This window comes from Streptomyces uncialis (assembly GCF_001905345.1).
GTDB lineage: Bacteria > Actinomycetota > Actinomycetes > Streptomycetales > Streptomycetaceae > Streptomyces > Streptomyces uncialis.
The window spans coordinates 1,878,139-1,902,260 of record NZ_LFBV01000001.1 but is presented as its reverse complement, the minus strand read 5'-3'; the positions used below and the strand labels follow the sequence as shown (position 1 = coordinate 1,902,260).

Below are 24,122 nucleotides of genomic sequence, written 5' to 3'. Positions count from 1 at the left end.
ATCTGGGGTCCTCGGGAGGGCGGTGCGGGCGGCGGGGCGGGCTTCATCGGCGGGTCGCGTACTGCCGGGCGAGCAGCCAGGCGAGGTAGAGCCCGCCGACGCAGACGGTGACCACCCCCACCGGCAGCTCAAGGCGCTGGGCGGCGTAGTCGGCGGTGACCAGGATCAGCGCCCCGGTGAGCGCGGCGGGCACGATCCGCAGCGTCGTGGAACTCCGGGTCAGCCGCTGGGCGATCTGCGGGGCGGCCAGCGCGACGAACGCGATCGGCCCGACGGCGGCCGTCACCAGCGCGGTGAGCGCCACCCCGACAAGGGTCGCGCTGAGCCGTACCCGGTGGGCGCGGACGCCGAGGGCCACGGCCGCGTCGTCGCCCATCTCCAGCTGGACCAGGGGCCGTACGACCAGGACGGACCAGAGCGTCAGGACGACGAAGCCGACGGCGGCGGGTCCCAGTTCCGTGAACCCGAGACCGCTGAGCGACCCGGCGGCCCAGGTGGCGGCGAGCATCGCCGCCTGGGGGTCGACGGAGAGCAGCAGCATCGAGGTGATGGAGCTGAGTCCGGCGCCGACGGCGATACCGACGATGATGAGCCGGAACGGGTGCAGTCCCCCGCGGTACGCGAGCAGGTACACCAGCAGGGCGGCGGCGGCCCCGCCGACCAGTGATCCGGCGCCGACGGCGAGGTAGTTGGCGGAGCCGAGGAGCAGCATGACGACGCTGGCCCCGGCGTAGGAGCCGGACGAGAAGCCGATGATGTCGGGGGAGCCGAGCGGGTTCTTGGTGAGCGACTGGAAGATCGCGCCGCTGACCGCCAGCGCGGCCCCGCAGATCAGGGCGAACAGCAGCCGGGGCAGTCGCCAGTCGACCACGACGAGCCGGGCGCGCCGGTCGGAGTCCGGGTCGAGGAGCGCGGTCACGACCTGGCCGGGGCTCAGGGAGATGGACCCGGTGCCGAGGGTCAGCACCCCGAGCACGAGGACGGCGGTGGCGAGGGCGGCGCAGACCAGTACGGAACGGCGGTCCACGCGCAGCGCGGTGCCGGCCCGCCGCCAGGCCCAGGTGGTGCGGCCGAAGTCGACGTGCGCGGGCGGCTCGCCCCGGCCGGGGGCGGGTACGGGTCGCTTGGTGAGGTCCGGCGTGTCCGTGTCCCGGACGGGTGCGGGTGGCTCACCGGGGTGCGGGGCGGGGGTCACGGCGGGTTCACGCTTCCGGGTGGGGTGGGTGCTCATCGCTCACAGTCCGCTCACGTTGCGGCGCCGGACCAGGGCGACGAGGACGGGCGCGCCGACGAGGGCGGTGACGAGGCCGACCCGCAGTTCCCCGTTGGGCAGCACGATCCGTCCGACGATGTCGGCGGCCAGCAGGAAGGAGGGGGCGACGACCAGGGTCAGGGGCAGGATCCAGCGCTGGTCGGGGCCGGTGAACCAGCGCACCACGTGCGGCACCATCAGTCCGACGAAGGCGATGGGTCCGGCGACGGCGACGGCCGTCCCGGCGAGCAGGGTGACGGAGAGGACGACGGCGACCCGGGTCACGCCGATCGGCACGCCCAGGGCGCGGGCGCTGTCGTCGCCGAGCGCGAGGGCGTTCAGGGAGCGGGCGGTGAGCAGGCCGACGAGGATGCCGACGCCGATCAGGGGGACGGCGACGGTGAGGATGTCGAGGCGGCGCCCGCCGATGGAGCCGACGCCCCAGAACCGCATGATGTCGAGGGTGGCCAGGCTCTTGAGGGTGAGGGCGGAGGTCAGTCCGCTGAACACGGCGGTGAGCGCGACACCGGCGAGGGTGAGCTTCACGGGGGTCGCGCGGTCGGCGCCGAGCGAGCCGAGGGTGTAGACGAGGACGGTCACCCCGAAGGCCCCGGCGAGGGCGAACCAGACGAACGCGGCGGGGTCGGTGAGGCCGAGGACGGCGACGGCGAAGGTCACCGCGAACGCGGCGCCCGCGTTGACGCCGAGGACGCCGGGGTCGGCGAGGGGGTTGCGGGTGAACGCCTGGATGAGCGCCCCGCACAGCCCGAGCGCGGCTCCCACCAGCAGTCCGATCACCGTGCGCGGCAGCCGCAGCTCGCGGACCATCGCGTGTTCGTCGACGGACACGTCGAAGTGGAACAGCGCGTCCCACACGGTCGACGGGGCGATGGCGCGGGCGCCGACCATGAGGCTGAGGACGGACATCGCGAGCAGCAGCGCGAGGGCGGCCAGCAGGACCAGGAAGCGGTGCCGGTGGCGCGGGACCAGGCCCGTACCGGAGTACGGGCCTGGCTCGGCACGCCGCGCGATGGTGTTCCCACCGGGAGGTGATGCGGTCGTCACGGGTGATCCTCGTGGTGGCTGTGCGGGGTGGACCGGATGTCGGGGCGGGTCAGGAGCCCTGGGGACGGGTCAGGAGCCCTGGGTGTCGGACCTGCCCTTGCCCGCGACGGCGTCGGCGAGCAGCGGCACGTACCGCTCCATGGCCCAGGGGATCGACAGCACGGTCGGCGCGCTGACGGCCATGCCGAGTTCGGCGGTCTCGACGAAGGCGTACCGCTTCTCCGCGATGGGCTTCCAGCGCTTGAAGAGGGGGTCCTTCAGCGAGTACGGGACCTCCTTGGGGTCGTAGGCCCAGCCGACGAAGACATCGGCCTTGACCGTGTCGAGCTTCTCCAGGCTGACGCCGCCGTAGAAGTTGGTGCCCTTGACGCCCGCGTTGATGACGTCCAGGGAGGGCGTGTTCTCGAAGCCCATCTCGTTCAGCAGCCGGACCCTGGGGTCGTAGTCGACATACAGACCGGCTTCGGTGGAGCCGGGGGTGAGGGCGGTGCCGTAGGTGAAGGTCTTCCCCTTGAACTGGGGGTTCTCCTTGGCGACGCCGGCGAGCACGGTCTCCGTCTTCGTGACCAGCTGCTCGGCCTTGGTGTTCTCGCCGAGGGCCTTGCCGATGGTGCGGGTCATGTCCTGCCAGGTGCCGCCGTCGTAGGGCCGCTTCAGGTAGGGGATCGTGGGCGCGATCTCGGTGAGCCGCTTGTAGTCGACGTCGGTGATGCCGGAGTACAGGCCGACGATCAGGTCCGGGTCGAGGGACAGGATCTGCTCGAAGTCCATCTCGCCGGAGTCCCCGTAGTTCAGGGTCTCGGGGAGTTCGCCGCCCAGCCCCTCCGCGGCGGTGCGGAACCAGGGGGTGTGGCCGTCCTTGTCGCCGCCCCACTGCTTGTCGACCCCGACGGGGAGGACACCGAGGGCGGTCACGATGTCCTGGTTCATCCAGCTGACGGCGACGACGCGCTTGGGCTTCTCGGTGATCTTGGTGGTGCCGTGGGCGTGCTTGATGCTGACCGGGAACGCGGCGGCGCTCTTGTCGGCGGCTTTGCCGTCCCCTTCGGAGCCCTCCGCGGAGCTGCCTCCGCCGCAGCCCGTGAGGACGAGGGCGGCGGCGACCGCCAGTCCCGCGGCACGGGTCCAGACCCTGGCGCGGCGGGGCGTCCGGGTCGGTGCGGCGGCCGTCGGCACGGCCGTGGGTAGGGACATGGTTCTCCTAGGTTCTGCGCACCGCGGGGGCGGCGCGACGGCGACAGGGGGGCGCCGTCGCAGCGGTGCGGGACGTACGCGCGCGGCCGGGCACGGGGACGGTCCGCCGCCCTCCGTACGGGCCAGGTGAGGTAACCCTCACCTGGCTCAACGCTAGGGAACGCCGTGACCGGCGGGCGTCGCGGCCCGGCCAGGGTGCGTCGCGAATCGGCCAGGTGCCGTGCGGCCGGGTCCGGGGCGGCCGGACCGTGGGGGCCGGGTCACGGGGGCACGGGTACGGCGCATTCGCGGAGGTACTCGGTCGGGCTGGCGCCGGTGACCCGGCGGAACGCGGCGCTGAACGCGCTGGTCGTGGAGTAGCCGCAGCGGTGCGCCACCAGGTTCACCGGGTGCCCCTGGGCGAGCATGGTCATCGCGGTGGACATCCGTACGAGCGCGCGCCAGCGGGTGAACGACATCCCGAGGTCCTGGCCGAAGGCCCGGTTGACCGTGCGGACGCTGAGCGAGTGCCGCGCCGCCCATTCCTCGACGGAGCGGTCGCTGTCCGGATCGCGCAGTACGTCGTCCGCGAGGGCCTGGATGCGCCAGTCCGCCGGGAGCGGTACCTCGGGGACGGGGCGGGGGTCGTCCTGGAGCATCTCCAGGATGACCCGCTGGGTACGCAGCCGGAGGTCGTCCGGCATGGCGGTGGCGTTGAGGTGGAGCAGCATCTCCTGGAGCGCGCGTCCCACCTTCATCGACCGTGACGAGGTCCAGGTGGCGGGGATCGCGGAGCGGGCCACATAGGTGAAGCAGGCGAAACTGCCGGGGTCGGCGGTGGCGGCGTGGGGGGCGTCCGGCGGTATCCACACCCCCTGCCCGGGTATCAGCCGCCGCACGCCGGTGGGGGTGTAGAGCGTCAGGGGCCCGGCGTGCGGCCACATGAGAAGGCCGTCGCTGTGGGTGTGCGGTTCCACGTCGAGCGGTCCGTCGCCGCCGTCGAAGACGGCGGTGGTGAGCAGGTACGGCGGCCGCACCACGGCGCCGCCGGCCGGGGGCGCGGCCCAGCGGACGGGCAGGGGCGGGGCCGTCCCGGCGAGCGCGGGACCGGACACATGAGCAACCGACATGAACTTAGGGTAACCTAACCTCATACCGTCCCGGTCGTACGTCCTGGCCCTCAGGCGGCCGGGACGGGTCGCCTTCGCTCGCGCCTCACGGTTCCGGGCCGGCCGTACGTCCTCCGTTCCCGTGCGGGCCGTCCGTGGGTTGCGCGGTTCCCCGCGCCCCTGAGTGGTCCGCGCTCGGCGCACCTGGTCCCGTGCGGCTCGTTCGAGGGTTTACGCTCGCGCCGCTTCGGGGTGACGCGACGGGGCCGGGTCACGTCGTCGGGGTGGGGGCGGTCGGGCCCTGGTGGCGGAGGCGGGTGACCAGGGCGGCCCAGCGGTCGTCGTAGGCGGCGGCGTCGAGCAGCGCGGTCAGCTCCGTACGGCAGCGGGCCTCGGCGCGCTCGCCGCGGTCGGCGCCCTCGGGTGTCAGGGCGCAGTAGACGCCGCGCCGGTCGTGCTCGCAGCTGACCCGGGCGGTGAGCCCCTTCTTCTCCAGCCGGGTGACGAGCCGGCTCATGGACGACTGGTCGAGGCCCACCGCGGCGGACAGCTCCTGCACCCGCGTGCCCCGGGTGGGGCCGTGCCGCAGCTCGACGAGCACCAGTACCTCCGGGAGGGAGACCTGGAACTCGTCCGCGAGCATCCGCTCCATGGACTGGTTGAACCGGCCCACCATCAGGGTCAGCCGCCGCCACCGGTCGAACTCGCGGAGGCTTGCGGCACGGTCGTCGGCCGACATCCCGGCCTCCCCTCCAGTCGACTCCTTGTCCCTGCGTGACTATAGCCAACTCCGCCCACATTTCATGCGTGCGCACACATCTTACGAAGTCCTGTCGCCGCTGGGTCGCTGGGCCGGCCGTCGAGGTCTGTCCGGGTGGACGTACTTCGTTCCTGTGCCGTCGTTCGTGGGGTGCGCAGTTCCCCGCGGGTCGCCTTCGCTTGCGCTTCCGAGGTCTGTCCGGGTGGACGTACTTCGTCCCTGTGCCGTCGCTCGTGGGTTTCGCGCAGTTCCCCACGGGTCGCCTTCGCTTGCGCTTCCCAGGTCCGTCCGGCTGGGCGCACTTCGTCCCTGTGCCGTCGCTCGTGGGTTTCGCGCAGTTCCCCGCGCCCCTTTGGGGCGCGTTCTGTCTGTTCTTCGGGTCGGTGCCGGTCGGGATTCTCCGTCCTCGCTCCAACGCGCTCGGTACGACGTCCAGTGGTCGGACTGAAGAGCATCGGAGTCTGCGGGCAGAGATTCCCGCCCACCCCCTCCCGCAGCAGCGCGAGTCCGCGAGGAGGATGGTTGAACCCCGGCCCCGGGCTGACGTCGGCCCGCAGACGGACGACAGCCCCAGGTGGGCGCCCCCAAAGGGGCGCGGGGAACTGCGCGAAAACGAGGGCGACCCGCACCCGGAGAGCGACCGCAAGGGGGCAGCACCTCAGGGGCGCGGGGAACTGCGCACCCACGAACGACCCGCACGGGGACAAGTACGCCACGCACAGGAAACCCGGGGCCCAAGCGAAGGCGACCCGCAGATCACCGCCGGGGCGGGCGGGCCCGAAGAGTGTCCCGTAGCCCGTCGAGCTGCCGGTGCGGCTCCCGCCACCCACGTCTCGCTGGCCCTCAAGGCGGAAGGACGAACACGTTCGGCCTGGGGAAGCGCCGCCCGTTCGACCGGCTGATCAACTTACTTACGCCGCATGACCGGTCCGCCGTCTCCTACGTTGAGTCGCACACCCACGGACATCTGGAACGCGAGGTTACTTCCGTGCTGCCGCTGGTAAGGGCCTAGCATCAACTACAGGTCGAATCGCTCTCCCAAACGGCATCCGTGACCATCACCGATGAGGCACGAAAGGGCACCCCGCGATGACCGAATCCCCCTCCCTCCTCTGGGTCAAATCCACCTACAGCAATAACGGCGGTTCCTGCGTCGAGTGGGCACCGGCACACGCGGCCACCAACAGCACAGTCCCCGTGCGCGACTCCAAGAGCCCCGGCGAACCCGTGCTGGACATCCCCGCCGACGCCTTCACGGCCTTCGTGACCGGCGTCAAGGACGGAACGCTCGGCACACGATGACCAGCCGGGCACCCCACGCACCGCAACGTCGCAAGGGCACCCCGTGACAACCGAACCGCACAACTGGATCAAGTCCTCGTACAGCGGCAACGGCGGCACATGTGTCGAGTGGGCGCCCGCACACGTGTCCGCCAACGGCATCGTCCCCGTCCGCGACTCCAAGAGCCCCGGCGGACCCGTACTGAACGTCCGCGCCACCGCGTTCGCGGCCTTCGTGACCGGTGTCAAGGGCGGAACGCTCGGCACCGCCTGACCGGCCGGGGACGGGCGAAGCCCCGTCGCATTGCCCGGTACGGGAGTGCGGCGGGGCCTCGGGGGGTGGTCAGACGGTGGCGGACTGGGCCTTCGTCTTGTCGCGGAGGGGCTGGAGTGCGTCGCTCCACGCGATGAGCTGGTCCAGCATCGGGCCGACCGCGTCGACCTGCACGGGCTGCGGGGTGAAGGTCGTGAAGTTCTCGAAGTCGGTGAACAGCGAGAGCATCACCTGGTTGCGGACGGTCGCGACCTGGACCTCGGCCATGATCCCGCGCAGGTGCTCGATCGCGCGGGAGCCGCCCGCGCTGCCGTAACCGACGAAGGCCGCGGCCTTGTTGTTCCACTCCGAGTACAGGTAGTCGATGGCGTTCTTCAGCGCGCCGGACGTGGAGTGGTTGTACTCCGGCGTGACGAACACGAAGCCGTCGTAGGAGTCGACGAGCGTCGACCACTCACGGGTGTGGTCGTTGGCGTACTGGCCGAAGGACGGCGGGGCCTGCTCGTCGAGGAGCGGGAGCTTGATGTCGCGGAGGTCCACGACGTCGAACTCGGCGTCGGTCCGCTTCGAGGCGATCTCGTGCACCCAGTGGGCGACCGTGTCACCGACGCGGCCGGGGCGGGTGCTGCCGATGACGATGGCGATCCTGGTCATAGATATGCCTTGCTTCCTTGTATCGGGTGTCGCGGCGGTGGGTGCCGCGCGGGTTCCTGCGGTGTGCGGACCGGTCGGTCCGCTGGGGGCGGACCGCCGGGGTTCGGGGGGACCCGGTGGGGGTCAGGGGCCGGGCGGCGGGGTGCCGCGCGGCTCGGGGAGGGTGAGCCGGCCGCTGAGCTGGTCGCTGATCTCCCGCAGCCGGCGGAGCTGGTCCGCGCTGAGGTGGTCCAGCAGCCGGGTCCGGGCACAGTCCGCGTGCCAGGGCGCGGCCTCCTCCAGCGCGACGCGCCCCGCGGGGGTGAGCCGGGCGAGCAGCGCCCGCCGGTCGCCGGGGTCCTCGGCGCGCTCGATCCAGCCGCGCTGCTCCAGTCTGTCGGCCAGGTGCGAGAGCCTGCTGGCGGACACGCCGGTGCGGCGGGCCAGCTCGTTCATGCGCAGCCGCAGTCCGGGGGCCTCGGAGAGCCAGTCGAGGAGTTCGTAGTGGATCTGCGACATGCCGCCCTCGCGCCGCAGCTCGTGCCCGAGCTGTTCGGACAGCAGCCGGGCGGCGGTGAGGAAGGAGCGCATGGTCCGCTGGGCCTCCCGGTCGGGGTCCGCCGCGGCCACGGCGGGCCGCGGGGGCGCGCTCATGCCTTCCATGGGGACCTCCTGGGAGCTGCTCGGCGGTGTGCTCGGACCAATATAGTTCATCGTTCAATTAATCTCGGAGCCTACAGCGCCACACCCCGGGGAACTATTCCCACCCACGCGCCCCACCGGCCCCGCCGCCCCAGAGCCGATCACCACACAACAGAAAGGGCCGCGACCCCCCGCCCGGCCACGGCCCACACCGCCCTCCCCGCACAAACGGGAACACGGAGGCGGCCGGAACCACCGCGAACGCCTCCCTCCGGGGCGGGTCCGGCAAACCTCCGACGGGTCACTACGAGTAGTCGATCGTGCCGTCCGCCGCCATCGGCGGATGGATGCGCTCCGGCGGGTGGGAGTCGGTGTCGGACGGCCGGGGGCCCTCGGGGCCGTCCGCGCCGCACCGCACCATCCGCTCGATCCGGCAGACCCGGAACATCTCGTCGCCCACCCGTACCTCGTCGGCGCGCTCCGCCGCCCGGAACCGCTCGGCGGCCCGCGCGTAGGCGGCCCGGCCCCGCTCGTCCAGGCCCGTCATCCGGGGCCAGAAATCGGTCAGCCCGTCGTTCAGCACCCGGCGGGCGTCGTGCGGGGTCGGCACCAGCGCGGACCGGGGCCGCCACCGTCCGTCCAGGCGTTCCACCACGCAGAACGCCACCGGCAGCAGCGCCACTTCGGGATGGGTGCGCACGGCCGACACGCTGTCGCGCAGCATGCCGTCGGGGAACCCCGTGCCCGAGTAGCTGAAGTCGCGCAGGGCCAGCTTGAGGGCCCCGGTCATCAGGCCCTGCTCCCGTCCGGGGTCGAGCGGCATGCCCAGCTCGGACGGCCTGGCGTCGGGGGTGAACTCCCAGGAGCGCTTGGCCGGTTCGGGGTCGGTGGGGCGGGGCGGCTCCAGCCCGTCGTCGCCGCCGCGCGCGAACTCGTCGCCCCGGATCACCCGGTAGCGGCTGCCCGCCGCCCGGACCTCGTCCACCGGTTCACGTTCCAGCAGAGCGACCGCGGCGAGGAGTTCGCGCCGCACCTCCGGGTCGTCGGTGTCGTCCTTGGCCTGGAACCACAGATGGGAGTTGAGCGAGTCCCGGGCCTCCTGGGGTCTGCCGCAGGTGACCTCGGTCAGCACCCGCCAGCGGGGCGCGTCGGCCGGTTCCTGGACGGCGAGCCCGAACACCGGGCCGCGCAGCAGGAGATTCGGGTAGCGGTAGGACGCCTCCACCGCGTCGGCCTCGGTCACCCACTCCGCCGGATCGTCGCGCCGGACCAGTCCCTCATGGATCCGGTCGAGCTGTCGCTTCCAGTCATCGCCCATGCGCACATTGTGCTGAAGACGGGGCCGCCGTCCGCCCGGATCGACGCAACCGACCGGACTTGTCCGCCGCACGACCGGGTCCGCGCGCCTGCCGGATGCGGCGAGCGCCCAGGGCGTCCGGGCCGGACCCGGGCCCGGGTGAAGGCCCCGCCGGGGACCCGTGAGCGAGCTCTCACACCGACCCTCACGGATCACCCCGTACCGGGACGAACCACCAGGGGCGGGAGCCGGACCGGAATGCCATCCTCCGCCCGCCGGACGACGGACGGCAGGTGTACGCATCTGCACACCGATCCGTCCGGCTACTGAGCAGTTACCTCGCCCACCACGTATCTCATCCCGGCAAGACCCCAAGAACGAGCAGTTCCGCACGCGACCGCAACGACCACGAACACCGAAGCACCCAGGAGGAAAAGCCCCGTTGGTGCCGGGGCACGGCACGACATGAGAATCCTCTCCTCTTTCCGTCGCCCCTTTGATTGGACTGGACACTCTCCTTATGAAACTCAGGAAGGCCAATCTCGCGATCACGGTGGTGGCGACCCTGGCGGGCGTCGGCATGGTGACCGGCCGGGCCCTCGTGGACGGGAGCGAGCCCCTTGACCTCGGGCCCGTGATCGACGTGAGCGGACCCGAGGCCGGCGCTGTCACCCCGTCGCAGACGGTCTCGCCGCCCCCCCTTTCACCGCAGGGCCCGAAGACCCCACTGCCCACCCCCCCTCGACCCACCGTCACCGTCACGACCACCCCCGGCGCCACCACCCCGCCCAACACCGTCCCGGACGCCACCGACGAGGAGGACGAACCACCCCCGGCATCCGTCCGGCCCACCGGAGGCAGACCCGTGCCCGTCCCGACCCCGCCCCAGAGCAGCCACCGGCCGGGCTTCCCGCCCACCGAGGAGGAGCGCGACCACGACAACGAGGACGGCGGCCGCGGCGAGGGTCACGGTGACGAGGAAGAAGGAGGGGACGACTAGCGGTGCGCAAGCACACGGCCAGCGCGCGGTCGAGAATCGTGGGCTGGATGATGCTCCTGGTGGGTGCCGCGATCGCGGCACCCACCGTCGCCATCACCGTCCTGTGGCAGGCCCAGATGGACGCCCGCGTGGACGAGCAGCTGCTGCACGAGGTGGACAACCTCCGCGCGTTCGCCGGGAAGGGCCGCGGCGAATCGGGCCAGCCCTACACCGACGGCGCCGCGCTGCTCACCGACTTCATGTCCAACAACCTGCCCAACCGGGAGGAGACCTACTTCAGCATCGTGGACGGCCGGGCCGACCGCCGCAGCGGCGTCGACCCGCCCATCAAACTGGACGAGAACCCGGACGTGGTCCGCAAACTGGCCATGCTCGGCAGCACCAAGACCCAGACGGGGTGGCTGGACACCTCGGAGGGCCGGGTCCGCTACGGCGTGGTCCCGGTACGCGTCGCCGGGGACACCCGGGACGTCCGGCTGGTCCTGATCGAGTTCCGGGACCGCCAGCTCGCCGAGGTCCGCTGGGTGGCCAAGATGCTGCTCGCCACCGGACTCGGCGCGCTCGTGTTCGCGGGTATGACGAGCTGGCTGGTGGCCGGACGGGTGCTCGCGCCGATCCGGCTGGTGCGGCAGACCGCCGCACGGATCAGCGAGTCCGATCTGACCCAGCGGCTGGACGTCCGGGGCCATGACGACGTCGCGGCCCTCGCCCACACCTTCAACCGGATGCTCGACCGGCTGGAGCAGGCGTTCACCGCGCAGCGCCGGTTCCTGGACGAGGTGGGCCATGAACTGCGCACCCCCATCACCGTCATCCGGGGCCATCTGGAACTGATGGACGGCGTCCCGGCCGGCGGTGCGCGCGGTGTGGGTCCGTCCGGCTGGGACGGCAGCCAGGTGCCGGTGCTGGACTCCTGGCAGCCGTGGCCGGAGGGCATCGGCGAACTCGGGGAGCAGGACCGGGCGGCGACCCGTGCGCTGGTCCTGGACGAACTCGACCGGATGAGCCGGATCGTGGACGATCTGCTGACCCTGGCCAAGGCGGAGCGCCCCGACTTCCTCAGTATCGGTGAGACCAATCTGACCGATCTGATCGTGGACGTCGTCGCCAAGGCCCGCGCCCTGGGCAACAGGCACTGGCGCGTCGCGGCCGTGGCGGAGGCCACGGTCCTCGTCGACGGGCAGCGGCTCACCCAGGGACTGATCCAGCTCGCCGCCAACGCGGTACGGCACACGCTCGACGGCGACCTCATCGAGATGGGGTCGACGGTCCGGGACGAACGGATTCTGCTCTGGGTCCGTGACACCGGGCCGGGTGTGGGACCGATGGACAAGGAACGGATCTTCAACCGGTTCGCTCAGGCCAATCTCGTCGGCACGGCCAAGAAGACGGGTTCGGGTCAGGCGGGCACGGGTATCGGGCTCGGACTGGCCATCGTCCGGGAGATCGCCGAAGCGCACGGCGGCACCGCCTGGGTGGAGGACGCCCAGACGGGCGGGGCCCGTTTCGTCCTCGATCTTCCGGCTTACTACCCCTGGGAGGAAGGACAGCATGCATCGGATCCTCATAGCGGAGGACGAAGCGGGAATCGCCTCTTTCGTGGAAAGAGGCTTAAGGGGATATGGGTTCGCTACCTCAGTGGTGGGTGACGGCCTGTCGGCCTATGAACACGCCCGCGCCGGGAACTGCGACCTCATGATCCTCGACCTCGGACTGCCCGCGGTCGACGGTCTCACCGTTCTGCGCAAACTGCGCGAACTGCGCGTCACGCTGCCGGTGGTGATCCTGACCGCGCGGGACAGCGTGTCCGACGTGGTCGCCGGGCTCGAACAGGGCGCGGACGACTATGTGTCGAAACCGTTCGCGTTCGAGGAACTCCTGGCCCGGGTCAGGCTCCGGCTGCGGGCCGAGGGCGGGCCGGAGGGCTCGCTGCTGCGGGCCGGGGACCTCGTCCTCGATCTGCGCACCCGGCGGGTCCATGTGAACGGGCGGGTCGCGGAGCTGTCCGCCCGGGAGTTCGCGCTGACGGAGGTGTTCATGCGCAACCCCGACCAGGTGCTGACGCGCGAGCAGCTCCTCAGCCGGGTCTGGGGGTTCGACTACGACCCCGGGTCCAACATCGTGGACGTGTATGTGCGGTACGTACGCCGCAAGCTCGGCCCCGACCGGGTCGAGACGGTACGCGGGGTGGGCTACCGGCTCCGCGCCTGACCCTTCCCGCACCACCCGCACCACCCGCACCACCCGCACCACCGACCCCCTGTACACCCCCGCACCACACACCCCCCGTAACAACGGAACCAGGAACCCCCGCAGGACGCCCGACCCCGCACACCCCCGCAACCCCCACCCCCTCCGGACCGACCCCACCGGACCCCGAGGCCCCAGGACCCCCAACCCGGCGACCCCGGCCGGGGGCTCCGACCCCACCGGCACGCCCCCTCCCGGGGCCCCGGGGACCGGCGCGCGCGAGCCATTCCCACGGCCCGCGCCCGCACATCGCCCGCCCCATCGGCGGGCTTTCGCGCGTTCTGCGCGTTCTGCGCGGGAACTCCCGACGTGCCCCACCTGGCCGTGCGCACATACCAGCGACAAGTGCCCACTCAGATGTGCGCGGACGCGCTCCGACATCGTTATCAAGCAGGTGAGAGCTCTCTCACGGCGATCTCACAGCCGACTCATCACCTACCCGCATGCTTCCGGGCCAAGACAACCACCCCCGGTTGTCCCAACTCCCGCAGCGACCAAGGCCGTTCGCTGCGGAGGTCACTGGATCAGCCAGGAGCACGCCATGAAGAAGCTTCTCGACAACGCGCGGACCTTTCAGCAGCGCATGGCGCCCGAGAGCGAGACCTACCAGCAGTTCGCTGCCGGCCAGAGCCCCGGGACCCTCTTCATCACCTGTTCCGACTCGCGGATCGTGCCCTCGCTCATCATGGGCTCCGCGCCCGGTGAGGTCTTCGAGCTGCGCAACGCGGGAAACATCATCCCCCCCTACCGGCCTGGGCGGCAGTCCGGTGAGGCGGCCACTCTCCAGTACGCGGTCGACGTGCTCCGGGTCCAGGACATCGTCGTCTGCGGACACTCGCACTGCGGGGCCATCGCCGCGGTCGCCAAGGAGCAGGACCTGACGGCTCTGCCGAGCGTAGCGGAGTGGGTTTCCTTCGCCCGCCCGGGTCTGGCCCCCATCCTCGGTACCCCGCCCGAGGACCTGACCCTGACGAACTTCGTCCAGGCCCATGTCGTGGCCCAGCTGGAGACCCTGCGCGGCTACCCCGAGGTCCACGCGGCCATCGCCGACGGCCGGGTGCAGCTGCACGGCTGGTTCTACCGGGTGGACACCGCCCAGGTGTTCGAACTCGACGAGAACGACGGCGCGTTCCACTGCCACTGAGCTCGGAGCCGGGCCGGTTCTCGGGCCCCGCACGGACCGGTCGAGGCGCCAGGGCTCAGGCACCCCCGACCGGTCCGTGAGGACCCCGGACACGACCCGGCTCCGGCGGGGCACCCGCGGCCCCGCACAACCCGGTACGGGACGGACCCAGCGCCCCGTACGGACGGCCCGGACAGCACTCCCGTGCGAACGGCGCCACCGTCCCGTACCGGAACCCCGACGCTTCACCCCGTGTGCCGATGGAGAACCGGCCCCGCGCCGGTCCCGGGACCCGCACCCCACAGGTCCCGACCCCTCACCCCACCCCCCACGGACGCATCCGTCCGCCAGGCCCGCGTACCCCAAGCGCACCCCCAGGCCGGCGGACGGAAGCGGCGAAAGGATCGATCGACATGTCTGCTGAACGAATACACCCGGGAAGTAACGGCCGCCACGCGCGACGGGGCGCCGGCTCCGAGCCCAGCAGTCCAGAGGGCAGCGGTGGCGGCCTCCCGAAGAACACCGAGCCGGCCATGAAGGACGCCCTCGGTACCGACTTCATGGCGTCGATCGTCGTCTTCCTGGTCGCGCTGCCCCTGTGCATCGGTGTCGCCGCCGCCTCCGGTGTCCCGGTGGCCCTCGGCATCGTCACCGGCATCATCGGCGGCCTGATCGTGGGCTTCCTGCCCGGCAGTTCCCTCCAGGTGTCCGGCCCCGCCGCCGGACTCGCGGTCCTGGTACTGGAGTTCGTCAGCGAGCACGGCACCGGGATGCTCGGCCCCGTGGTCCTGATGTGCGGCCTCGTCCAGATGCTGCTCGGTGTGCTGAAGGCGGGCGGACTCTTCCAGTCCATCTCGCTGTCCGTGGTCCAGGGCATGCTCGCCGGTATCGGCCTGCCCCTGATCCTCAGCCAGATCTACGCCGTCGTCGACTCCAAGCAGCACGGCACCCCGCTGACCAACGTCGGCGGAATGCCGGACCTCGTCGAGGCGGTCGCGGGCAGCCCCACCAAGCTGGCGGCCCTGGGCCTCGGCGTGATGGCGATCGTGCTCTGCTTCGTCTGGTACAAGGTGCCGAAGCCGCTCAACAAGGTGCCCGCACCGCTGATCGCGGTGGTCCTCGGCTGCATCATCGCCGCGCTCCCCGGCTTCGAGGGCGTGAAGAAGGTCGAGTTCGGCAACATGCTGGAAGCGCTCAACTTCGTGAGCCCCGGCGACATGACCCATATCTTCGACCCCGCCGTCATCATGATGATCATCACCTTCACGGTGATCGCGTCGGCCGAGTCGCTGTTCAGCGCGGCGGCCGTGGACCGTATGCACACGGGACCCCGGACCAAGTACAACCAGGAACTCTTCGCCCAGGGCGTCGGCAACGCCGCCTCCGGTGTGGTCGGCGGAATGCCGCTGACCGCGGTGATCGTGCGCAGCGCGGCCAATGTGAACGCGGGCGCCAGGACCAAGCTGTCCCGCATCCTGCACGGTGTCTGGCTGCTCGGCTTCGGTCTGCTGCTGCCGGGCCTGCTCGGACTGATCCCCATCACCGTCCTCGCGGGTGTCCTGCTGCACGCGGGCTGGAAGCTCTTCAACCCGCCGGCGTTCGTCAAGATGTGGAAGACCGACCGTGGCGAGGGCATCGTCATGCTCATCACCACGGCCGCCATCTTCTTCGCCAACCTGCTGGAGGGCGTGCTCGCCGGCCTCGCGATCGCGGTGGTCCTCATCGCCCTGCGCATGTCGCACATGAGCATCAAGCAGACCATCACCGGTGACACCGGCCGCCTGGAACTGCGCGGCAACGCCACCTTCCTGCGGCTGCCCCGGCTGATCGAGGCCCTGGAAGCCATCTCCGACCGCCCCCGGGTGCACGTCGACGCCTCACGGCTCGGCCATCTGGACCTCGCCTGCCGCAGCCAGATCGAGGAGTGGGGCGAGCAGCGCAAGAAGGCCGGCGCGCTCCACGTCGACATCCGGCTGCCGGGTGACAAGAGCGCGGAGGTCGAGGAGATGGAAGAGGTCACGACCGCGCCGGAAGAGGTCGAGGTCACCGCTGAACTCCCCAACGTCCCCGCGGGCGTGGGAGCCGGACCCGGCACCGCGGCCACGACGGCGCAGGACCACGCGTCCGACTCCTACCCGAACGGCCACCAGGCGCCGTCGGCCTCGGACTTCACGGACACCCTGCCCCCGACGCACGAGCGCTCCCGCCCGTACGCCGAGGCCGGGTACCAGCAGACGATGGCCCAGGGCTACGCCCACGGGCACCCCGCGCACGGCGGCTACGCCCGCCAGCACCCGCAGCACTACGGACCGCCCTACGCGTACCACCCGGGCCAGCCGCACCCCGGCTACCCGCAGCCCGGCTACGCCGGTCACCCCGGACAGGCCCACCACCCGCAGCACACGCACTACCAGCACCCCGCGTACCCGCCGCCGCAGGGCTACCCGATCCCGCAGCCGCACCCGCAGGCCGCCATGCACCCGCAGTACCAGCAGCAGCCCCCGCCGCCGTACGACCCGAACCAGCCTCCGCCGCCGCCCTACCAGGGGCCGCCTCCGGCGGGTGGCTACTGGGGCCCCGGCGACGAATGGGCCGCCCAGTCCCACGGCGAGGGGAGCCGGCGATGAAGCAGCGGCTCACGGCGGACGAGCAGGACGGACTGTTCCTGCTCCTGCGCTCACTCCACACGATTCTGACGGCCTGCCAGGACGCGAACTGCCCTGAGCTGCGCCATGAGGCGAAGCCGGACGCGGCCCCGGCCCCCGGGACCGTCCTGAACGGAATCCCGTCCCCCGTGAACCGCGACACTCCACGCCACTCGCACCGCTACGCCCGGCCCCCGGCCTCGCCCACCAGGCCGTCCGCCGCCTCGGGTCACCCGCACTCCACGGGACCGTCCCATCCCGCTCCCGCGGGGCGGCCCTCGGGTCCGACCCACCCGCACCACCCTGAGGCCCCGGCACACCACCCGGCCGACCTCCACCAGACCCGTGCGGACCCGACAACCCCCCCGGGTCCGCACGCCCCCCAGCACCACGGGGTCCGGGCACCGGGCGGCCACGGGACCACCGTCCCGGCCGCCCGGGGGCCCCGGGCCGCCGGCCGGGACTCCCGCCCGGCGGACGGTTCCGACCCCGACCCGCCAGGCGCGGGCCGCCCGGCACCGGACACCGCCTCCAAGACCGCCGCCGGACCGGCCGCCACCGGTCCGGCGGCCGGCCCCACCGGAACCCGCACCGACGAGCCCGCCGCGGACCCGCTCCCCCGCAGGGACCGCGCCGGAGCCGCCGCCCGGCTCGAAGCACTACGGGCCGCGGCCCAGACTGAAGCCAAAGCGGCACAAGGGGGTTGAGCGGACCCTCCTCCGCTCAAGTGCCCATCCCCCGCCGGTCGGACACCGCCGACCGACCGGCCCGCGCCGGAGCCTCCCCCATGGCCCATGGGAGGCTCCGGCGCCCTTGTGCGGGCGGGCTTTCGTACGACGGTTGTCGTGCGGGGGCACCCGTGCGGGGGCTGTTGCACGGAGGCTGTTGTACGGGCGCTGTTGTACGGAGGCTGTTGTGCGGGGGCTGTTGTGCGGGGGCTGTTGTGCGGGCGCCTCGCGTACGGGCGTTCCGGTGCGCGCCGCCACCGCCGTGTGCGCGGGCCCGACACCCGGCGCGAGCGCTGCTCAACGCGGCAGGAGGGACCGCATCACGGACGCGGCCTGACAGGTGGTGATCTTCCCGACCGCGCGGGTCCGCCCACCGCGCAGGAAGTCCGCGGGCACCCAGGACCCCGTACCGGGCACCAGCACCTCCTCATGGACCTCGCCGCCCGCACCGGACGCCGTCCGCAGCCGCGCGAGCACCAGCGCGCCGGGCCCGGCCGCGTCGGCGTAGTACGTGACCCGCTCGCCCGCGGTCGCGTCGAGCATGTCGAGCACCCGGGCGTCCAGCGCGACGAACGGTTCCAGCGCCAGACTCCCGGCGAAACTCCCGTACGGGACGCTGATCCCGTCGAGGTCGATCATCTGGCCGACGGAGTACCCGCCGCCCCGCCCGAACAGCGTGACAACGGGCTCATACGGATGCGGCAGTTCCGGCAGCCCCCGGGACCCCACGGCGGCCCACCGCACCGCCGCCCGGCACACCACCCCCAGACCGCGCGGAGCGAGGGTCGCCGCGAACGCGTCCGCCTCGGCCGCCAGGCCGGCGCCCAGCCGCAGGCCCGGCCGCGCGAGTTCCGCGACATCGAAGAACGGCCACCGCTCGGGCACCCCGTACGCGTCCGCCCATAGCGCGGCCCGCCGCATGTGCTCACGCATCAGCAACGCCCGCGACCACCGGTGCGCGTACGCCCGCTCCCAGTCGTCCTGGTCCACGGCCCGCAGCCGGTCGAGCGCGGCACGGGGACCCTCACCCCGCACCTCACCGGAGCCCGGCCCGCCCTGCCCGACCGCCCCACCTCGTCCCACCGGTCCACCTCCCCCTCCGCGTCCCGTCGCGACGCCCCGCCGCACCCTCCGGGAGAAAATCCCATGGCACGACGTGGGACCCACCCCTACGATGCACGGATGGCGTCGATCAGGCAGGTCCAAATCACCTTCGACTGCGCGGAACCCGAGCGCGTCGCCCGCTTCTGGTCCGAGGTGCTCGGGTACACCACCCCGCCGCCCCCGGAGGGATTCGCGACCTGGGCCGAGTTCGATCGCACGGCGCCCCCCGGACACCGGGGTGAGGCGTTCGCGGTGTGCGCCGATCCCTCGGGTGCGGGTCCGCGGCTGTTCTTCCAGCGCGTTCCCGAGGGTAAGGTCGTCAAGAACCGGGTCCACCTCGACGTCCGGGTCGGCACCGGGCTCGTCGGCGAGGAACGCCTCGCCGCGCTGGAGGCCGAATGCGTACGGCTGATCCCGCTCGGCGCGGTACGCGGGCAACTGCTGCGCGCCGACGGCGTCAACGAGTCCTGCCAGCTGATGCAGGACATCGAGGGCAACGAGTTCTGCCTCGACTGAACGGCCGCCCTCCGGCCGTGGCCGCCGCACCCGGAGCGTGCGGCGGCCGGGCCTGTCAGTAGAGGGTGCGGACGAAGAGGTCCGACTTGCCGTTGGTGTCGCCGGGCACGATGTCGGTGGCCGCGGAGTGGAACACCACCTCACGCCCACCGGTGCTGACCGCGTCGGTCCTGGCCGACGCGGGCTGGTCCGAGACGATCTCGTCGGTGCCCGTCTGGAGGTCGCGCAAGGTGAGCGACGGTCCGGTCGTGCCGGTCGGGGCGTACAGCAGATACCGGCCGGTGGGATCGATGGCCACGCCCTTCACGTTCGGCACGAGTTGCGCGGTGCCCGAGGCCACGTCGTGGACGTAGGTGTCCGTGCCCGAGAGGTAGACCACCTTGCTGCCGTCGTCGCTGAGCTGCACGAGTGCCGCCGCCACGGACGGCCCCTCGACCGGCCCCGTGGTGGTGCCGGCGGTCCGGTCCCGCACGAAGACGTCCTGCGTCGCGGCGTCCTGGTAGGCGACATAGCGGGCGTCACCGCTGAGCGACGGCTTGGGCGCCTGGGCGTGGCCGAGGGTGGCGACGGTCTCCCTGACACCGGTGCTGTCGTCATGGACCTCGACCCGCTGGCCGACCGAGGGCTGCCTGACGACCAGGGCGATGTAGCGGCCGGTCGTGCTGAAGTCCGGCTGATCACAGCTGTACGCAAGGCAGTTGGTGGAGGCTGTCCCTCCTGTACTCAGCTTGTACTGGCGAATCCGCACGTTGTTGAACCACGGCACCGGATAGGCGGCGTACCGTCCGTCGCCGCTGATCACCGGGGGCGCGAGCAGGCTCAGATGCCCGATCTGCTGGGTCTGCCCCGTCTGCCGGTCGCGGACGAACGCCTTGTCACCTCCGGTGGTGGTACCGGGTGCGAGGTTCAGCGCCGACGACGAGAAGACGACATGGCGGCCATCGGGCGTGATGGAGGCGCCGACGGAGTCGCCGTCCCCCTGGGTGCCGTCAGGCGCGACACTGATCCTCTCGACCCCGACGGTGCTGACCCCCGCGGTCCCCGCCACGGCGGCCCCGGGCAGCACCGCCGTCACCGCGCAGACCACGACCGCCGCACTCAGCACGGCCCGCATACGTAAGGTGAAGCTCCGGTTCGCGTTACCCCTCATGTTTCCCCCATGCAGGTCTCCCCCTCCGGTTCCCTACCGGAGGACCATGACCATGCAACCGCGATGGCGCTACGGGGTCAATGCGTCACACGACGTATCGACAGGGCCGGTCCCGGCCGCGCGGAAGCGTTACACGCCCCGGCCGGAGGCCGCACCCGTCAGGTGGGGAACTCGCCCAGCCAGTCACGGGTGATCAGGTGACGCGGGATGTAGTCCGACTCCACACCGACCGGAAAGCCCCCGTCGTACGCCAGACACGCCATCGCGAGGATGCCGAGCGAGAACACCCCGTCGAGGTCTTCTTCCCGGTCCTCGTCGGCGGTCCAGTACGCCTTGTGCAGTTCCAGCGCCTCCACCAGCGCCTCATGGAAACCAGCGTGATCCCGCTTCACGAACCGGTAGAACAGATTCACCGGCGGATAAGAAATCCGCTGCACCCACTCACGGCCGGCGACCCGGAGCGCGCTCGGATGCGACTTCTCGAACGTCGCGGAGAGTTCATCCACCATGCGGGCCTGATCGCGCAACCAGTACGCCTGAAGCGCGCCCACCCAATGAAACAAGTACTCGTCATGCACGGCACCAGAAGCCCGAAGCACGTCCAACGGCAGCTCGGACAGCTCCGTCATCCGCTTCTGATCCCGACACACAATGGCGAAGAAGAACGCGATCAGCCAGTTCGGTGCATTGGCGTACGGGACGGGCCCTGTCGCGGGCAACGTACGAGCCTTGTGATGGATCAAGCAGTCCACCGAACCCTCGGTGACCGCTGCTTGGCGGAACACCGCCGAACCCACCTGCATCGCACTCACCACCGCGCACCAGGACTCCAGCACCTCAGCACGCGGATCGACCAAGGAACGCCCCAGCACGGCATTTTGGGCGTAACCCCAAGAGAAGTTGATCATGTCGGGCGAGTCTTCCAACGAGTCAATGCGCCTGAGCGACCCCTGGAACAGCTTGCCCGCGTGCTCCTGGTCCTCGGCTGTTGCCGTACGGTGACGCTCGACGAAAACCGGTTTCACAGGCGGTCCGTGAGGTCCGGGCCGAGGCCGTCGATCAGATCCGGCGGGGCGACGCTATAGCCCTCAGCGCGGCCGAAGTAGGTCGGTTCACCGGGCGCGCAGGCCACGCGAAGAGTGTCGTCCAGCGCACGGAGCGCGGTGGCGAGACGGGGAGCGTTGCGCTGGTGCAACTCGGGATGCGGGTGCCCCTGGAAGTCGCACTCGCCCCAGATGTCGTGGAACACGGCCAGCTCGGCGCAAGGGCCGAGTTCGTCGGGTGTCACGGTCAGTTCGACCAGTCGCCGTACCTGGTGGGCGCGGCCTCCCTCATCGAGCCATTCGCCGTGCCCGACCACCAGGATGTCGGCCGGCTGAGCCGTGGGGAAGGCGACGGGCCTGCACCCAAGGACGCGCCGGGCCATTTCGGCACCGCCGACCGACGGTGTCAGCAGAGGCAACCTGGTCGTCACACCGACCCCGCCTTGTCCCACTGAGTACCAGTGCCACTCCAGTACGCTCGGCACGAGCAGACGATGTTCGGCGAGGACCGCCACCATCTGCTCCGCCAGCTCCAACGCGGGCAGAAGCCCCACGGTGAAGAGACCATCGGGGCACCACTCCCACGAAGCGACCTGTTCAGGCGCGCGCGCCAGGGCGAATGTACCCACGGGCCTGCCCTGTTCAGCCTTGATCGGGTGACTCATGTGGGGAACTCGCCCAGCCAGCTACGGGCGATCAGGTGGTGGGGCAGGTAGTCCGATTCGACATCGATGGGGAAGTCCCCGTCGTACGCGAGACAGGTGATGGCGAGAGGTGCGAGCGCCATCACCCCCGCCATACTCTCCGCGCGGTCCTCATCGGCGGTCCAGTACGCCTTGTGGAACTCCAGCGCCTCCGCCAACGCCTCATTGAATCCTGCGTGATCCCTGTTCACAAACCGGTAGAACAGATTGACCGGCGGATACGCCATCCACTGGAGCCAGTCCCGAGGAACGACACGTACAGCATCCGGATGGGACTTCTCGAACGTTGCCGACAACTCAGCCACCAGACGGGGCTGATCGCGTAGCCAGTACGCCTGAAGCGCGCCCACCCAATGCAACAAATACTCGTCATGCACGGCACCCGAAGCCCGCAACACATCCAACGGCAACTCCGCCAGCTCCGTCATCCGCTTCTGATCACGACACACAATCGCGAAGAAGAACGCCGTCAACCACGCGTCGGAGTTCACGAACGGCTTGGGCCCCATCGCAGGCAGCGTGCGCACCTTGTGATGGATCATGCAGTCCACCGTGCCCTCGGTGATCGCAGCCCGATGAAACACCGCCGAACTCATCTGCATGGCGTTTACCACCGCTTCCCAGGACTCCAGTTTCGCCGCGCGCGGATCGATCAGGCTCTGCGCCTCAACTGCGAGTTGCGCGTTTCCCCAGAACAGGTCGATCATCCCGGGTGACGCTTCCAGCCTCTCGATCTCCTCGATGGATTCAGGAAGGAAGCTCCGCGCGAAATGCTCTTCCTCCGGGACCATCGAACGGTGACGCTTCACGGAAATCGGTTTCACAGGCGGTCCGTGAGGTCCGGGCCCAGGCCGTCGATCAGATCCGCTGGGGCGACGCCGTAGCCCTCCGAGTTGCCGAAGTACGTGGGCTCGCCAGGTTCGCAGGCCACACCGAGCAGGTCATCGAGCTCTTTGAGCGCGGCGGCCAAGCGGGGTGCGTTGCGCTTGTACAGCTCCGGGTGCGGGTGGCCCTGGAAATCGCAGTCTCCCCAGATGTCATGGAACACCGACACCTCGGCTGCGGGGCCCATCTGGTTGGGCACCACGGACAGCTCCACCAACCGCGACTGCTTGCGAGGGGAACCCTCCTCGTCATGCCATTCGCCGTAGCCCGTGACGATGATGCTCGTGGGATGAGCGGCTTCGAAGCCAACCGGCCTGCACTGGAGAACCTTGCGTGCCAGTTCCGTGCTGTCCGGCTCAACCGTAGGAAGCGACAGCGTGGTCCGTATTCCGATCCCGCCCCTGCCGACCGCGAACCAGCCCCACTCCAGCCCGTCCGGCTCCAAGAGGCCGTGCCCGGAGAGGACCGCCGCCATCCGGGCGGCGGTCTCCAACGCGGGCTGGAGGCCGCCGGAACTGACGTCATCGAGGTCCCACACCCACGAAGCGACCGGCTCCGGCGCACGGGCCAGAACGACCGTACGCACGGCCCCGCCCTGTTCAGCCTTGACCGGGTAGCTCACGTGGGGAACTCGCCCAGCCAGTCACGCGTGATCAGGTGATGCGGGATGTAGTCCGACTCCACACCGAGCGGGAAGTCCCCGTCGTACGCGAGGCAGGCCATGGCGAGGATGCCGAGGGAGAACACTCCGTCCAAGTCTTCCTCACGCTCCTCGTCCGCCGTCCAGTACGCCTTGTGCAACTCCAGCGCCTCCACCAGCGCCTCATGGAACCCGGTGTGATCACGATTCAGGAACCGGTAGAACAAATTCACCGGCGGATACGAAATACGCTGCACCCAGTCCCGGCCTGCGATACGGAGTGCATCCGGATGCGACTTCGCGAATGTCGCCGAGAGTTCTTCCACCATGCGCGCCTGGTCGCGCAGCCAGTATGCCTGAAGCGCCCCCACCCAGTGATAGAGGTACTCCTCATGCGCCGCACCTGATGTGCGCAAAACATCCAATGGCAGTTCCGCCAGCTCTGCCATCCGCTTCTGATCACGGCACACGATCGCGAAGAAGAACGCCGTCAACCACGTGTCCACGTTGGCGTACGCCAACGGCCCCGTGGCGGGCAGCGTACGCACCTTGTGGTTGATCAAGCACTCCACCGAGCCCTCGGTGACCGCAGCGCGCCGAAACACCGCCGAGCCCGTCTGCATCGCATTCACCGCCGCATACCAGGACTCCAGAGCCTCGGCACGCGGATCGACCAGGGAGCGCCCCAGGACGGCGACCCTGACAGAACTCAAGACGGTATCCATCATGTCAGGAGCTTCATCAAGCCAATCGATCCGCTCGATCGCACCATTGAAGAGACGCGTGGCGAACTCGTCGTCACCAGGTCCGGCCATGCGATGGCGCACCACTGTCACAGTCACTGCTCG

The 24,122-nt window shown here is 70.7% G+C and carries 24 protein-coding genes; 9 read left to right on the top strand and 15 right to left on the bottom strand.

Translation table 11 applies throughout. The features are described 5' to 3' along the window. Positions 1-43: 43 nt before the first annotated feature. The 5 genes from AB852_RS08145 to AB852_RS08125 all read right to left on the bottom strand — a co-directional run bounded on the left by AB852_RS08145 (position 44) and on the right by AB852_RS08125 (position 5,338). Positions 44-1,231, bottom strand: a complete 1,188-nt coding sequence (locus AB852_RS08145) for a FecCD family ABC transporter permease (RefSeq protein WP_079184358.1) — start codon at positions 1,229-1,231, stop codon at positions 44-46. Positions 1,232-1,234: 3 nt separating this feature from the next. Continuing rightward, a complete protein-coding gene (locus tag AB852_RS08140; protein WP_073784944.1) occupies positions 1,235-2,317 on the bottom strand; it encodes a FecCD family ABC transporter permease in 1,083 nt (360 codons plus the stop codon). Between the two features lie 69 nt (positions 2,318-2,386). Next, a complete protein-coding gene (locus AB852_RS08135) occupies positions 2,387-3,511 on the bottom strand; it encodes an iron-siderophore ABC transporter substrate-binding protein (protein ID WP_073784942.1) in 1,125 nt (374 codons plus the stop codon). Positions 3,512-3,771: 260 nt separating this feature from the next. Further along, complete coding sequence (locus tag AB852_RS08130; RefSeq protein ID WP_079184357.1) at positions 3,772-4,620, bottom strand: helix-turn-helix domain-containing protein; 849 nt, start codon at positions 4,618-4,620, stop codon at positions 3,772-3,774. Between the two features lie 250 nt (positions 4,621-4,870). Beyond that, on the bottom strand, positions 4,871-5,338 hold the full coding sequence (locus AB852_RS08125; protein WP_073784940.1) for a MarR family winged helix-turn-helix transcriptional regulator: 468 nt from the start codon (positions 5,336-5,338) through the stop codon (positions 4,871-4,873). Positions 5,339-6,448: 1,110 nt separating this feature from the next. On the opposite strand from AB852_RS08125, the gene AB852_RS08120 reads away from it, so the two are divergent. Continuing rightward, complete coding sequence (locus AB852_RS08120; protein WP_073784938.1) at positions 6,449-6,661, top strand: DUF397 domain-containing protein; 213 nt, start codon at positions 6,449-6,451, stop codon at positions 6,659-6,661. Positions 6,662-6,704: 43 nt separating this feature from the next. After that, positions 6,705-6,914 carry a DUF397 domain-containing protein gene (locus AB852_RS08115; RefSeq protein ID WP_073784936.1) on the top strand — a complete coding sequence of 70 codons (210 nt, stop codon included), beginning with the start codon at positions 6,705-6,707 and terminating at the stop codon, positions 6,912-6,914. Between the two features lie 69 nt (positions 6,915-6,983). Here AB852_RS08115 and AB852_RS08110 read toward each other — a convergent pair whose 3' ends face one another. The 3 genes from AB852_RS08110 to AB852_RS08100 all read right to left on the bottom strand — a co-directional run bounded on the left by AB852_RS08110 (position 6,984) and on the right by AB852_RS08100 (position 9,507). After that, on the bottom strand, positions 6,984-7,568 hold the full coding sequence (locus tag AB852_RS08110) for an NADPH-dependent FMN reductase (protein WP_073784934.1): 585 nt from the start codon (positions 7,566-7,568) through the stop codon (positions 6,984-6,986). 123 nt (positions 7,569-7,691) lie between these two features. After that, positions 7,692-8,210 (bottom strand): MarR family winged helix-turn-helix transcriptional regulator, encoded by a 519-nt coding sequence (locus AB852_RS08105; RefSeq protein ID WP_237542706.1) that lies wholly within the window; start codon positions 8,208-8,210, stop codon positions 7,692-7,694. A gap of 283 nt (positions 8,211-8,493) precedes the next feature. After that, on the bottom strand, positions 8,494-9,507 hold the full coding sequence (locus tag AB852_RS08100) for a DUF5954 family protein (RefSeq protein WP_073784932.1): 1,014 nt from the start codon (positions 9,505-9,507) through the stop codon (positions 8,494-8,496). A 499-nt stretch (positions 9,508-10,006) separates the two neighbouring features. Between AB852_RS08100 and AB852_RS08095 the strand changes: the two genes are divergently transcribed. From AB852_RS08095 to AB852_RS08070, 6 genes are all read left to right on the top strand, one after another. Then, entirely contained in the window at positions 10,007-10,486 is a 480-nt protein-coding gene (locus AB852_RS08095) for a hypothetical protein (protein ID WP_073784930.1), read from the top strand. A gap of 47 nt (positions 10,487-10,533) precedes the next feature. Further along, positions 10,534-12,135 carry a sensor histidine kinase gene (locus tag AB852_RS08090; RefSeq protein ID WP_079184428.1) on the top strand — a complete coding sequence of 534 codons (1,602 nt, stop codon included), beginning with the start codon at positions 10,534-10,536 and terminating at the stop codon, positions 12,133-12,135. Further along, positions 12,038-12,697: a response regulator transcription factor gene (locus AB852_RS08085; protein ID WP_073784926.1), complete on the top strand. Its 660-nt coding sequence runs from the start codon at positions 12,038-12,040 to the stop codon at positions 12,695-12,697. Before AB852_RS08090 ends, AB852_RS08085 begins: the two co-directional genes overlap by 98 nt. A gap of 580 nt (positions 12,698-13,277) precedes the next feature. Continuing rightward, on the top strand, positions 13,278-13,880 hold the full coding sequence (locus AB852_RS08080; RefSeq protein ID WP_073784924.1) for a carbonic anhydrase: 603 nt from the start codon (positions 13,278-13,280) through the stop codon (positions 13,878-13,880). Positions 13,881-14,272: 392 nt separating this feature from the next. After that, complete coding sequence (locus tag AB852_RS08075; RefSeq protein WP_245876638.1) at positions 14,273-16,486, top strand: SulP family inorganic anion transporter; 2,214 nt, start codon at positions 14,273-14,275, stop codon at positions 16,484-16,486. Next, positions 16,483-17,211: a hypothetical protein gene (locus AB852_RS08070; RefSeq protein WP_073784922.1), complete on the top strand. Its 729-nt coding sequence runs from the start codon at positions 16,483-16,485 to the stop codon at positions 17,209-17,211. The genes AB852_RS08075 and AB852_RS08070 overlap by 4 nt, the downstream gene beginning before the upstream one ends. 318 nt (positions 17,212-17,529) lie before the next feature. Here AB852_RS08070 and AB852_RS08065 read toward each other — a convergent pair whose 3' ends face one another. After that, the gene (locus tag AB852_RS08065; RefSeq protein WP_079184356.1) at positions 17,530-18,315 is read right to left on the bottom strand and encodes a hypothetical protein; all 786 of its coding nucleotides are present in this window, start codon (positions 18,313-18,315) and stop codon (positions 17,530-17,532) included. Positions 18,316-18,414: 99 nt separating this feature from the next. Between AB852_RS08065 and AB852_RS08060 the strand changes: the two genes are divergently transcribed. Continuing rightward, the gene (locus AB852_RS08060; protein WP_073784920.1) at positions 18,415-18,852 is read left to right on the top strand and encodes a VOC family protein; all 438 of its coding nucleotides are present in this window, start codon (positions 18,415-18,417) and stop codon (positions 18,850-18,852) included. A 55-nt stretch (positions 18,853-18,907) separates the two neighbouring features. Here the strand turns inward: AB852_RS08060 and AB852_RS08055 are convergent, their stop codons facing one another. From AB852_RS08055 to AB852_RS08030, 6 genes are all read right to left on the bottom strand, one after another. Next, the gene (locus AB852_RS08055) at positions 18,908-20,002 is read right to left on the bottom strand and encodes a TolB family protein (protein ID WP_073784918.1); all 1,095 of its coding nucleotides are present in this window, start codon (positions 20,000-20,002) and stop codon (positions 18,908-18,910) included. Positions 20,003-20,160: 158 nt separating this feature from the next. Beyond that, positions 20,161-21,027: an immunity 49 family protein gene (locus AB852_RS08050; protein WP_073784916.1), complete on the bottom strand. Its 867-nt coding sequence runs from the start codon at positions 21,025-21,027 to the stop codon at positions 20,161-20,163. Continuing rightward, positions 21,024-21,710, bottom strand: a complete 687-nt coding sequence (locus AB852_RS08045) for a hypothetical protein (RefSeq protein ID WP_073784914.1) — start codon at positions 21,708-21,710, stop codon at positions 21,024-21,026. The genes AB852_RS08050 and AB852_RS08045 overlap by 4 nt, the downstream gene beginning before the upstream one ends. Continuing rightward, a complete protein-coding gene (locus AB852_RS08040; RefSeq protein ID WP_245876637.1) occupies positions 21,707-22,573 on the bottom strand; it encodes an immunity 49 family protein in 867 nt (288 codons plus the stop codon). The genes AB852_RS08045 and AB852_RS08040 overlap by 4 nt, the downstream gene beginning before the upstream one ends. Then, a complete protein-coding gene (locus AB852_RS08035; RefSeq protein WP_245876636.1) occupies positions 22,570-23,256 on the bottom strand; it encodes a hypothetical protein in 687 nt (228 codons plus the stop codon). Before AB852_RS08035 ends, AB852_RS08040 begins: the two co-directional genes overlap by 4 nt. Further along, positions 23,253-24,116, bottom strand: a complete 864-nt coding sequence (locus AB852_RS08030) for an immunity 49 family protein (protein ID WP_073784910.1) — start codon at positions 24,114-24,116, stop codon at positions 23,253-23,255. Before AB852_RS08030 ends, AB852_RS08035 begins: the two co-directional genes overlap by 4 nt. Positions 24,117-24,122: the final 6 nt, after the last annotated feature.

Bases quoted from the DNA above. Each gene is read 5' to 3' on its own strand.
- AB852_RS08110 (WP_073784934.1), bottom strand. From the start codon at position 7,568: ATGACCAGGATCGCCATCGTCATCGGCAGCACCCGCCCCGGCCGCGTC.
- AB852_RS08130 (WP_079184357.1), bottom strand. From the start codon at position 4,620: ATGTCGGTTGCTCATGTGTCCGGTCCCGCGCTCGCCGGGACGGCCCCG.
- AB852_RS08125 (WP_073784940.1), bottom strand. From the start codon at position 5,338: ATGTCGGCCGACGACCGTGCCGCAAGCCTCCGCGAGTTCGACCGGTGG.
- AB852_RS08075 (WP_245876638.1), top strand. From the start codon at position 14,273: ATGTCTGCTGAACGAATACACCCGGGAAGTAACGGCCGCCACGCGCGA.
- AB852_RS08045 (WP_073784914.1), bottom strand. From the start codon at position 21,710: ATGAGTCACCCGATCAAGGCTGAACAGGGCAGGCCCGTGGGTACATTC.
- AB852_RS08095 (WP_073784930.1), top strand. From the start codon at position 10,007: ATGAAACTCAGGAAGGCCAATCTCGCGATCACGGTGGTGGCGACCCTG.
- AB852_RS08090 (WP_079184428.1), top strand. From the start codon at position 10,534: ATGATGCTCCTGGTGGGTGCCGCGATCGCGGCACCCACCGTCGCCATC.
- AB852_RS08145 (WP_079184358.1), bottom strand. From the start codon at position 1,231: ATGAGCACCCACCCCACCCGGAAGCGTGAACCCGCCGTGACCCCCGCC.
- AB852_RS08070 (WP_073784922.1), top strand. From the start codon at position 16,483: ATGAAGCAGCGGCTCACGGCGGACGAGCAGGACGGACTGTTCCTGCTC.
- AB852_RS08060 (WP_073784920.1), top strand. From the start codon at position 18,415: ATGGCGTCGATCAGGCAGGTCCAAATCACCTTCGACTGCGCGGAACCC.
- AB852_RS08055 (WP_073784918.1), bottom strand. From the start codon at position 20,002: ATGAGGGGTAACGCGAACCGGAGCTTCACCTTACGTATGCGGGCCGTG.
- AB852_RS08100 (WP_073784932.1), bottom strand. From the start codon at position 9,507: ATGGGCGATGACTGGAAGCGACAGCTCGACCGGATCCATGAGGGACTG.
- AB852_RS08085 (WP_073784926.1), top strand. From the start codon at position 12,038: ATGCATCGGATCCTCATAGCGGAGGACGAAGCGGGAATCGCCTCTTTC.
- AB852_RS08105 (WP_237542706.1), bottom strand. From the start codon at position 8,210: ATGGAAGGCATGAGCGCGCCCCCGCGGCCCGCCGTGGCCGCGGCGGAC.
- AB852_RS08080 (WP_073784924.1), top strand. From the start codon at position 13,278: ATGAAGAAGCTTCTCGACAACGCGCGGACCTTTCAGCAGCGCATGGCG.
- AB852_RS08135 (WP_073784942.1), bottom strand. From the start codon at position 3,511: ATGTCCCTACCCACGGCCGTGCCGACGGCCGCCGCACCGACCCGGACG.
- AB852_RS08120 (WP_073784938.1), top strand. From the start codon at position 6,449: ATGACCGAATCCCCCTCCCTCCTCTGGGTCAAATCCACCTACAGCAAT.